General features: G+C 64.1%; 10 protein-coding genes. 1 reads left to right on the top strand and 9 read right to left on the bottom strand.

Annotated elements, in window-relative coordinates; all coding sequences use genetic code 11:
- Positions 1–248: 248 nt before the first annotated feature.
- The 8 genes from WA904_RS14995 to WA904_RS14960 form a co-directional block, all read right to left on the bottom strand.
- Positions 249–1,349, bottom strand: coding sequence for an NAD(P)/FAD-dependent oxidoreductase (locus tag WA904_RS14995; protein WP_425197926.1), 1,101 nt, complete (start codon positions 1,347–1,349; stop codon positions 249–251).
- A gap of 65 nt (positions 1,350–1,414) precedes the next feature.
- On the bottom strand, positions 1,415–1,744 hold the full coding sequence (gene fdxA / locus WA904_RS14990; protein ID WP_425197925.1) for a ferredoxin FdxA: 330 nt from the start codon (positions 1,742–1,744) through the stop codon (positions 1,415–1,417).
- 89 nt (positions 1,745–1,833) lie between these two features.
- On the bottom strand, positions 1,834–3,159 hold the full coding sequence (locus WA904_RS14985) for a sulfate adenylyltransferase subunit 1 (protein ID WP_425197924.1): 1,326 nt from the start codon (positions 3,157–3,159) through the stop codon (positions 1,834–1,836).
- 113 nt (positions 3,160–3,272) lie between these two features.
- The gene (gene cysD, locus WA904_RS14980) at positions 3,273–4,229 is read right to left on the bottom strand and encodes a sulfate adenylyltransferase subunit CysD (protein WP_425197923.1); all 957 of its coding nucleotides are present in this window, start codon (positions 4,227–4,229) and stop codon (positions 3,273–3,275) included.
- 3 nt (positions 4,230–4,232) lie between these two features.
- The gene (locus WA904_RS14975; RefSeq protein ID WP_425197927.1) at positions 4,233–4,853 is read right to left on the bottom strand and encodes a phosphoadenosine phosphosulfate reductase family protein; all 621 of its coding nucleotides are present in this window, start codon (positions 4,851–4,853) and stop codon (positions 4,233–4,235) included.
- Between the two features lie 5 nt (positions 4,854–4,858).
- Complete coding sequence (locus WA904_RS14970) at positions 4,859–5,263, bottom strand: DUF934 domain-containing protein (protein ID WP_425197922.1); 405 nt, start codon at positions 5,261–5,263, stop codon at positions 4,859–4,861.
- Positions 5,264–5,273: 10 nt separating this feature from the next.
- Positions 5,274–7,085, bottom strand: a complete 1,812-nt coding sequence (locus tag WA904_RS14965) for a nitrite/sulfite reductase (RefSeq protein WP_425197921.1) — start codon at positions 7,083–7,085, stop codon at positions 5,274–5,276.
- A 24-nt stretch (positions 7,086–7,109) separates the two neighbouring features.
- Entirely contained in the window at positions 7,110–7,901 is a 792-nt protein-coding gene (locus WA904_RS14960) for a sulfite exporter TauE/SafE family protein (protein WP_425197920.1), read from the bottom strand.
- Between the two features lie 206 nt (positions 7,902–8,107).
- Here WA904_RS14960 and WA904_RS14955 point away from each other — a divergent pair, with 206 nt between their 5' ends.
- Entirely contained in the window at positions 8,108–8,950 is an 843-nt protein-coding gene (locus WA904_RS14955) for a response regulator (RefSeq protein WP_425197919.1), read from the top strand.
- 58 nt (positions 8,951–9,008) lie between these two features.
- On the opposite strand, the gene mnmC is transcribed toward WA904_RS14955, so the two are convergent.
- Positions 9,009–10,039, bottom strand: a 1,031-nt coding sequence (mnmC, locus tag WA904_RS14950; RefSeq protein WP_425197918.1) for an FAD-dependent 5-carboxymethylaminomethyl-2-thiouridine(34) oxidoreductase MnmC, incomplete at its 5' end; no start/stop codon positions are given.

The following is a 10,039-nucleotide window of genomic DNA, read 5'->3' as shown; positions in this document are numbered from 1 at the left end:
TGTGCAAATGCGAACGGGGTGAAAACAGTGCCAATCAAGGCGCGCGACGACGCCCAGACTGGGCGTCTGGGCTAGGAGTGCAACGCAGAGTGGCGCTGTTTTCACCCCGTTCCCTCCGGGTTGCGGCCAAAAAAGGCCATGTGCAGCGTTGCAAAGCCTTGTCGGGGGCCTACCCCGACGGCGTTTTGCGCCTTGCTCGGCGCCTTTTTGACTCGCAACGCATCTTGCACAAATAGCGTTAACAGGCCCTAGTCGAAAACCGGCGTCTCCACGCCCAGCACCTTGTGCAGTTTCGGGCTGGTGGTCGTGTACTGCAGGTGAATCTTCTTGTCCGGAAAAATGAAAGGCGCAGCGCCGAAAGCGGCCAGTGCGCATTCATGGAAGCCGCTGAGGATCAGCTTTTTCTTGCCGGGGTAGGTGTTGATGTCGCCCACCGCAAAAATGCCGGGCACATTGGTCGAGAACTTCTCGGTGTCCACCTTGAGCTGCTTGCGCTCGATGTCCAGGCCCCAGTCCGCAATCGGACCGAGTTTGGGCGACAGGCCGAAAAAGACCAGCAGCACATCGAGTGGTACCACGCGGGTGACACCGTCCGAGCCGGTGACCTTGGCGCCCGTGAGCTTGCCGTCCTTTTCCTCGTAGCCGGTGACCTGGCCGACGATGAACTGCATCTCGTAGTTGTCGCACAGCTCCTTCATCTTCGCCACGCTGGCCGGTGCGGCCTTGAAACCGTCGCGGCGATGGATCAGGATCACGCTTTCGGCCTTGTTCGGGCCTTCCTTGGCGAAGTTGAGCGCCCAGTCGAGCGCGGAGTCGCCGCCGCCCACAATCACCAGGTTTTTGCCGGCAAAGTCAGCCGGGGACTTGACGCGGTAAAACAGCTGCGTGTTGTCGAACTTCTCGAGACCGTCGACCTTCAGCAGGCGCGGCTGGAAAGCCCCCACGCCGGCCGCAATAAAGATGGTTTTGGTCAGGAACTGCGTGCCTTTGGACGTCTGGACGAAAAAGCGGCCGTCGTCCTGCCTTTCAACAGTGCTGACTTCCTGGCCGAAGTGGAAAGTCGCGCCGAAGGGCTCGATCTGCTTGAGCAGGGAGTCGGTGAGTTCCTTGCCGGTGCACATGGGCACGGCGGGAATGTCGTAGATCGGCTTGTCCGGGTAGAGCTCGATGCACTGGCCGCCGGGGTAGGCCAGCGAGTCGATGACATGGGCCTTGATTTCCAGCAGGCCGAGTTCAAACACCTGGAACAGCCCGACCGGGCCCGCGCCGACGATGACCGCATCGGTCTCTATCGGGCCATCGTGCGCGGCAGCCGTGTTGATCACTTCCTGGTTCAGTTGAGGTTCCATGGGGCTTTTTTCGGGTTTCAGTTTGAAGAGGGCAGGCAGGCGCGTAATCCGCGGCGGGATGCGTCTCAGCGAATGAGCTGGTCCAGTTTGCTGGTGACGTCTTTCCACTCTTCGGCATCGGGCAAGGCTTCCTTGCGCTTGGTGATGCTTTTCCAGCCGGGCGCGCGGCTCAGTTCGGCATTGATCTTGATGAAGTTGACCTGGTCGGCCGGCACGTCTTCCTCGGCGTAAATCGCGTTGACCGGGCATTCGGGGATGCAGACCGCGCAATCGATGCACTCGTCCGGATCAATCACCAGCATGTTGGGGCCTTCGCGGAAGCAGTCCACGGGACAGACATCCACACAGTCGGTGTATTTGCAGCGGATGCAGGATTCAGAAACGATGTGAGTCATGTTGTTCTTGCGGGATCGGTGGAAACCCTCAATTTTAAGAGGATTCCATGAGCAGGGTTAAGTTGGTGTTGGGGTGGGTCTGATCCTGATCAAAGGATCAGCGCGGCACCGGAGGTCTTGTTCGAGGCTGTATCCACCAGCACCAGCGAGCCCAGGACCCGCGAACGGGCATAGGGCAGGGTGGCCAGCGGTGCCTGCAGGCTGAGCTCGACATGGCCAATCGCGTTCGGTGGCAGTTCGCTGGCGTCTTCCTCGGCCAGGGTGTTGACATCAAGCTTGTGGACGATGCGCCTGACCTTGGCCTTGACCCAGCGGTGACCGTGCAGCGCCCAGTAGGCACGTCCGGCGATCAGGGGTTCGTCGTCCATCCAGGCGATGGTGACCGAGAGTTCGCGCGAGGGTTCAAAGGTGTCCGTCGCCAGCAGCCAGTCACCGCGTGAAACGTCCACTTCGCGGTCCAGCACAATGCCGGCACTGTGCCCGGCCAGGATGGAGCGGGGCTGGCGCGTATGGTCCAGCACCTGGGCCACCACGGCGGTTTGCCCGCTCGGCAGCACGGTGACGGCCTGGCCCGGCTGCACGCCGCCGGTGGCGACCCGGCCCCAGAAAGCCCGGCGACCCTGGGAGGTGTCCGACGAAGAAGAAAACTTTTCCACCCACTGCACCGGGAAGGCAAAGGCTTCGGTGCTTTCTGCCGGCGTGGCGGGCAGGTGTTCCAGCAACTGCAGCAGCGACAGGCCTTCGTAGCCGCACCAGCTCGGCTTGGCGTCCACCACGTTGTGGCCGATCAGTGCAGAGATGGGCACGATGGCCTTGACCGGGATCTTCGCGGCTTGGGCGAAGGCCGTCAGCGCTGCGCTGATATTTTTGAAAGCCAGCGTGGAATCCTCCACGGCGTCGAGCTTGTTCACCGCGAACACGATGGAGGGCACGCGCAGCAGGTTGACCAGCAGCGAATGGCGGCGGGTTTGTTGCAGCAGCTCCATGGACGGGTTTTTCCAGTCCAGCTTGGTGGCATCGACCAGCACCACGGCGGCATCGGCACTCGACGCTGCGGTGACCATGTTGCGCGTGTACTGCTCATGGCCGGGCGCATCGCCGATGATGAACTTGCGGTTTTCGGTGGCGAAGTAGCGGTAAGCCACATCGATGGTGATGCCCTGCTCGCGTTCGGCGCTCAGGCCGTCGGTCAGCAGGGCCAGGTCGGTCTCGCCCTGGCGCTGCACGCCGGCCAAGTGATCCTGCAGCACGGCCTTGCTGTCCACCAGCAGGCGGCCGATCAGCGTGCTCTTGCCGTCGTCAACAGAGCCGCAGGTGATGAACTTCAGTGCAGACCGCAGGTCATTTTGGCCTGCAGCCCCCGTTGGCTGTGCGCTTCCGGCTATCAAATCAGTAGTAGGGGTGCTTGTGTTCATCTCATTCTCAAAATAGATCAAAGGTTCTTGCCAGTGGGGGCCGCGGGTCCGGCTTCGCCGGCCCGCAGGCGCCGCCCCCTGGGGGGAGCAGGCAAAGCCTGCCCGGGGGAGAGCTAAAAGTACCCGTCTTTTTTGCGCTTTTCCATTGAAGCGTCGGAGGTTTTGTCGTCCATGCGCGTGGCGCCACGCTCGCTCACATCGGCAGCCAGTGTTTCGATCACGATCTCGGCGGCGGTGGCGGCCGGACTGTCCACCGGGCAGGTGCAGGTGATGTCGCCCACAGTCCGGAAACGCACGGTTTTTTCAACCACCTGCTCGCCGTCGCGCGCGGGGGTGAGTTCGGTCACCGGCACCAGCAGGCCTTTGCGTTCGACCACCTTGCGCTGGTGTGCGTAATAAAGCGAAGGCAGGGCGATGTTCTCGCGCTCGATGTATTGCCAGACGTCCAGTTCGGTCCAGTTGGAGATCGGAAACACGCGAAAATGCTCGCCGGGCTGCAGCCGGGTGTTGAACAGCGTCCACAGTTCCGGGCGCTGGGCCTTGGGCTGCCACTGGCCGAAGCTGTCGCGGTGCGAGAAGATGCGCTCCTTGGCGCGGGCTTTTTCCTCGTCCCGGCGCGCGCCGCCTATCAGGGCGTCAAAGCGGAACTCGTCAATCGCCTCCAGCAGCGTGACCGACTGGTGCACATTGCGCGACTCGCCGGGGTGCGCCAGGCGCACGGTGCCGCGTTTCATCGAGTCTTCCACGTTGCGCACAATCAGCTCGGCGCCCAGTTCCTTGGCGCGCAGGTCGCGGAAATCGGTCACTTCGTGAAAATTGTGGCCCGTGTCAATCATCAGCAGCGGGTAGGGGATGCGGCCCACACCAAAGGCTTTCTCGGCGCACTTGAGCATGACCAGCGAGTCTTTGCCGCCTGAAAACAGGAGGGCCGGGCGCTCGAAGGCGGCAGCCACCTCGCGCAGGATGAAAATCGTTTCTTCCTCGAGCGCGTCGAGATGGGCGTTGGACAGCCGCGCGATGGAGGTCGCCGGGTCGGCTGGCAGCAGGTTGGAGGGTGTGCGGGCGTTCATAAGTCAGTGTGCGAGGTGCAGACCGCATTCGCGGTTGTCCTCGCCCTTGGTGGGGTCCACGTAGTCGAAGTTGTTGGGCAGGCCGTTGATTTCACAGTACTGGTAAAGGTCTTTGGACGACCAGTGCAGGAGCGGCGCGACCTTGATCAATCCGTCCGGATTGACGCTGACCGGGTCCATCTGGGCACGCACGGCGGTGTCGGTGGCGCGCAGGGCCGTGAACCAGACCTGGGGCGCAGTTTCGCGCAGGGCGCGGGCAAAGGGCTCGAGTTTCACTTCTTCAGTGAAGGCCGCATGGCGCGGATCGTCCAGCGCCGGGGTCGGGCCTTCCGCGGCCTCGCGGTGCGCACGCGAGCGGCGCGGCAGATAGATGTGCAGGTCCAGCTTGAGCAACTTCGTCACTTCGTCGGCGAAGCGGTAGGTAGCCTCGGTGTTGTAGCCGTTGTCCATCCAGACCACCGGAACCTTCGGGTTGGCGCGCGTCACCATGTGCAGTATCACCGCCTCGAAGGGGCGGAAATTGGTGGTGACGATGGCTGGCCGGCCCAGTCCCACGGCCCAGTCCACCAGGCCCTGTGCATTGCGGCCGAGTTCTGCGTTGATGTTTGCAAGGTCCAGGTTCATGGTGTTCACGCCGCAGCCCCTTCCCTGGATTCCCTGAAATGGGGTTGCACATCGACGGCGTCGCCCTGGTACTTGCCGACGCCGTACCCAGGGTAGGCCGCCAGCACGCGCTGGGCCGTGGCCATGTCCTGGTCGGCGCGCAGCACGGCAACGTCAAAACCGCTGCGCTCCATCTGGGCCAGCTGGTCCACCAGCACATCGCCGGTGGCGCGGATTTCACCGCTGAACTCGCGCCGGCGGCGCAGCAGAAAGGCCTGGCTGAAGGCGCGGCCATCGGTGAATTTCGGAAAGTTCAGGTCGATCCGCGTCACGCCTTCCAGTGCGGCTTGCAGTGGGTCGGCGTCGTTGGCGAGCACCAGGACGGCGCTGTTTTCAACAACGGCGTGGTCGGCAAATGGCAAAAATTTCATGCAATTCTCCTCAGGCGGCTACGGCAGTAGCGGCAAAACGTGCGCCCTTGGCGGCTTCCTTGAAAGGATCCATGCCGACGCGGCGCAACGTTGAAATAAAGGTCTCGCCAGCTTCACGCTCGCGGCGGTAAGTGTCCAGCACGGCCTCAATCACTTCGGGCACTTCGGCCGCGGAAAACGAGGGGCCGACCACCTTGCCGGGCACAGGGTTGCCGCTCAGCACGGAGCCGTCGGAGCCGCCCAGCGACACCTGGTACCACTCCAGGCCATCCTTGTCCACACCCAGGATGCCGATGTGGCCGCTGTGATGGTGACCGCAGGAGTTGATGCAGCCGCTGATATGCAGGTCGATCTCGCCCAGGTCGTGCAGCTCGTCCATGTCCTGGTAGCGCTCGGTGATGGCCTCGGCGATCGGGATGGAGCGTGCATTGGCCAGCGAGCAGAAGTCGCCGCCGGGGCAGGCAATCATGTCGGTCAGCAGGCGTATGTTGGGTTTGGCAAAACCGGCCTTGCGTGCGGCGCGCCACAGTTCGGGCAACTCGTCGCAGCGCACCCAGGGCAGCAGCAGGTTCTGGTCGTGCGTGACACGGACTTCACCGGCGCTGAAACGGTCGGCCAGGTCGGCAGCCACGTCGAGCTGGTCGGCGGTGGCGTCGCCGGGCGCCTGGCCCAGGCGCTTGAAAGACAGCGTCACGGCGCGCAGGTCGGGGTTCTGGTGCGGCGCCACGTTCTGTTTGAGCCAGCGGCCGAACTCGATGTCGTCCTCGGCAGCGGCGCGCAGGATGTTGGCAATTTTCGCATCGGCGCTCTTGCGGTCGCAGTTGAGCGTGGGCGGCACAAAGGAAGCCGTCACGCGGTCGAGTTCGGCCTGCGTGATGGTGTGCGGGCCACCGTCATGCTCCATGATCTGCTGGTACTCGGCCTCGACATCGTCGATGTACTTCTGGCCCTCGGCCTTCACCAGGATCTTGATGCGCGCCTTGTACATGTTGTCGCGCCGGCCATAGCGGTTGTACACCCGCACGATGGCTTCAATGAAATTCATGATCTGGTGCCAGGGCAGGAACTCGCGGATCACGGTGCCAATGATGGGTGTGCGGCCCATGCCGCCGCCGACCAGCACCTTGAAACCCAGTTCGCCTTCCGCATTGCGGACCAGGTGCAGGCCGACGTCGTGCCAGGCGGTGGCCGCGCGGTCTTCCTTGGCACCGCTGATGGCGATCTTGAACTTGCGCGGCAGGAAGGCGAACTCCGGGTGCAGCGTGCTCCACTGGCGCAGGATTTCGCCGAAAGGCCGCGGGTCGGCGATTTCATCAGCCGCAATGCCGGCGCGCTCGTCGCTGGTGATGTTGCGTATGCAGTTGCCGCTGGTCTGGATGCCGTGCATGCTGACGCTGGCCAGCAGGTCCATCACGTCGGCCGATTTGTCGAGCGGGATCCAGTTGTACTGAATGTTCTGACGCGTGGTGAAGTGGGCATAGCCGGCGGTCAGTTTCGAGCTGACGGACAGGCCGCTCTTGAGGTTGACGGGGCCGAGCTTGTCTTGCGTGGCCTGCGCTTCGTTGAACAGGGCGGCATTGGGCTGGTCGTATTCGCGGGCAATTTTGGCCAGCACGCGTACCTGCGCGCTGGAGAGTTCGCCATACGGCACGGCCACACGCAGCATGGGCGCATAACGCTGCACATACCAGCCGTTTTGCAGGCGCAGGGGCCGGAACTCGTCTTCGGGCAACTGGCCGGCCTGCCAGCGGGTGAGCTGGTCGCGGTATTGGTCAGCGCGTGCCTGGACGAACTGGCGGTCAAATTCGGTGTATTGATACATGGCTGTCAGAGATCAAAAGTGGATTCAGATGGCGATTAACTTGACGCCGGCATAGGCCAGCAGCACGGAGAGAAGGGAGCGTATCCAGCGGTCGGGCGTGTTGTTGACCAGCCGCGAACCGAGCCAGATGCCGGGCAGGGAGCCGGCCAGCAGCTTGGCCAGCAGCACCCAGTCCACCGAGCCGATGGAGGCGTGGCCCAGGCCGGCCACCAAGGTCAGGGGCACAGCGTGGGCAATGTCGGCGGCCACAATGCGCGGCAGCGGCAGGGCGGGATAAAGCAGCATCAACACAATGACGCCGATGGCACCGGCGCCCACCGAGGTCAGGGTCACCAGGCTGCCGATGACCGCGCCAAACAGCATCGGCAGGGCCCAGTGACGCGCCCGCGTGGCGGCGTGCAGGTCGGCGCGGGCGATGTCGCGCGGCGCGGCCTTGCCGTACACGGCCTTGTAGAGCGTCGCCGTGGCCGTGAGCAGCAGCGCCACGCCCAGCGTTGTGGTCATCACGGCCTGGGCGGCGGGGCTGGCGGGGCCGACCAGTTGCAATACATACAGGGTGAGCAGCGAAGCCGGAATGCTGCCCGCAGCCGTTTGTCCCACAATTTTCCAGTCCACCATGCGCGTGCGGGCCAGGCTGACCGTGCCCCCCAGTTTGGTGAAAGCGGCAAACAGCAGGTCGGTACCAATGGCCAGGTGCGGCTTGATGCCGAAAAAGAAGATCAGCAGGGGGGTCATGAGCGAACCCCCGCCCACGCCGGTCAAACCCACCACGAGGCCGACGGCGAAGCCGGCAAAGACAAAAGCAAAATCATGCATAAGCAGCACACTTTAGGGGTGGTGCTTATGAAAACAAACTACAGATTCGTTGTTCGCTTATGCGAATAAGCTTATTCACCAGTGTTTATGAGCGTTTCCGGACCTTGAGTAGTCATATTTCGTGTCATCGGGACAACGCCTGTGGCAACAATTGGACACAAGCCCCGTATCATCCACGGCAATTACAACCATGAGCGGGCAGGGCAGTGAAGCGCATCTACGTCAAGTTCTACGGCTTCAGCGATACCGAGCGTCATGCACTGGATTCGGTGTTTCGCCTCTCCGAATCGCGTGACATCGTCTATTCCGCCTGGACGGCGCAAACGGCGGAGGCCATGCATGCGCCGGACATTCTCATCATCGATGGTGAAAGCTGGGAAGCCGTTCTGGAACTGGCCAATCCTTCCCATGATGCGGTCAAGCTGATCTGGGTCGGCGAAGACCCTCCGGCCCAGGCCTGGCGGGTGTTTCCGGCACCGGTCAAGTGGTCGGCCGTGCTGGAGGCGATGGAGGGAGAGTTTGCGCCGCCGCCCCCTTCCGCTCCTTCCCCTTTGTCTTCAGCTGCGGCACCGGCCACGCCGCCGGCGCTGGACCTCGACCTTGCGCATGAGCACGACCTCGACGTGGTGCTGGATATCACCACGGACGACACCGAGCCGCTGCCGCTGGAACCCGGCGCCGCGCCGGGCGCCGGGCGCCGGGTGCTCGTGGTGGACCCGGGGCGCGATGACCGCCTCTACCTGCGCGCCAAGCTGGCTGCAGCGGGGCTGCATGAGGTGGACGAAGCCGCCACCGGCACCGAGGCCCTGGTGCTGCTGAACACCCATGCCTACCAGCTCGTCACTCTGGACCTCGGGCTGACCGACATGGACCCCTGGCAGCTCGTCAAAGCGGTGGACAACACCCGGCCTGCCATCGCCCACCTGTTTGTGACCGGCTCGGCACCCAACTGGCAGCAGGGCTTGCGCGCGCGTTTTTCGGGTGCGCAGGTGTACCTGAAAAAACCCCTGCACCCCGGGCAGCTCAAGAAGTTGCTACAAAAAATATAGCTGCCTGCGCCCATGACCATTGAGCTGGGGCCCTGAATGGCTTGAATATTTCGCACCGTCAGGGAGTAAAGCGCTGCGGCGCCAGCGCCTGCGCCATTCGGTTTTCCAGCGGCAAAGGCTCGCCGTGCAGCCGGGTTGCCAGCAGTTCGCCGCCCAGCACGGCGAAGGTCAATCCACGCGAGCCCATGGCCGTGCTGACCCAGAGTCCCGGATGCCGCGCGGCATCCACAGGCCCCACCAGCGGCAGCCGGTCAGGCGACGCGCAGCGCACCCCCGCCCAGGCCTGGACGGACCCATCCCGAAAGGCCGGCGCCAGACGGGTGGCCGTGGTTGGCAGCAGCGTCTGCAGGCGTTCCCGATTGGCCTGCTGGTCTTGCGGGTCGATGGCACTGTCGTCCCGGTCGCGCTGAAAGCCTGCCCCGGCCAGCCACATGGTTTGTTCGCCGGAAGGCACGGCGGGGATGAAGCTGCCGTTGCCATTGACCGGGAAAGCGGGAAACGCGCTGTCGTCGGCTGCCTGCCGCAGGCCCCAAGACACCTGACCGCGAATCGCCTGCAGCGGCAGGCCGGTGTCCACCAGCAGCCGGCTGGCATGGCCGGCGGCCAGCACCACCATGTCCACCTGCGCAAGGGGTTGAGCCTGCTCGTCGAGCACCGTCCAGCGGCCGCTGGCGGCGTCGCGCTCCAGCCGCGCCACCTGCACGCCACCGCGCCATTCGATGCCTGGCTGTGCGAGCAGGGCTTCGACCAGCCGCGCCGGCTTGATCCAGCCCGCGCGGTGGTGCCAGCAGGCCGTTGTCGCCGCGTCCAGCCCCGCTTGTTCCAGATTTGCCGGTAGTGCAGCTTCACTCCAGTTCCGGCCGGCGTCTGGCCAGTCTGCAGGCAGGCCACTGCTGTCGTCCAGGCGGCGCTCCAGCACGCCGCTCGCCTGCCAGTCGCTGCCTTGCTGCAGCAGTGCCTCGGCCTGCTGCAGGGTGGCGCGCACGCCGCAGCGCGACAGGCGCGACAGCAGGCTGTCGTCGGGCGAGACATGGGGCACCAGCACGCCCGCCGGCAGGCCGGAGGCGCCGCCAGCGGGCGCGCCATGGG

This window comes from Polaromonas sp., assembly GCF_049790275.1.
Classification (GTDB): Bacteria; Pseudomonadota; Gammaproteobacteria; order Burkholderiales; family Burkholderiaceae_C; genus Polaromonas.
The sequence above is the reverse complement of the archived record's forward strand: the minus strand, read 5'-3'. Positions and strand labels throughout refer to the sequence as shown.

Excerpts from the sequence above, each read along its gene's own strand:
- WA904_RS14960 (WP_425197920.1), bottom strand. The coding sequence starts at position 7,901 with ATGCATGATTTTGCTTTTGTCTTTGCCGGCTTCGCCGTCGGCCTCGTG.
- fdxA (WP_425197925.1), bottom strand. The coding sequence starts at position 1,744 with ATGACTCACATCGTTTCTGAATCCTGCATCCGCTGCAAATACACCGAC.
- cysD (WP_425197923.1), bottom strand. The coding sequence starts at position 4,229 with ATGAACGCCCGCACACCCTCCAACCTGCTGCCAGCCGACCCGGCGACC.
- WA904_RS14995 (WP_425197926.1), bottom strand. The coding sequence starts at position 1,349 with ATGGAACCTCAACTGAACCAGGAAGTGATCAACACGGCTGCCGCGCAC.
- WA904_RS14985 (WP_425197924.1), bottom strand. The coding sequence starts at position 3,159 with ATGAACACAAGCACCCCTACTACTGATTTGATAGCCGGAAGCGCACAG.
- WA904_RS14965 (WP_425197921.1), bottom strand. The coding sequence starts at position 7,085 with ATGTATCAATACACCGAATTTGACCGCCAGTTCGTCCAGGCACGCGCT.
- WA904_RS14975 (WP_425197927.1), bottom strand. The coding sequence starts at position 4,853 with ATGAACCTGGACCTTGCAAACATCAACGCAGAACTCGGCCGCAATGCA.
- WA904_RS14970 (WP_425197922.1), bottom strand. The coding sequence starts at position 5,263 with ATGAAATTTTTGCCATTTGCCGACCACGCCGTTGTTGAAAACAGCGCC.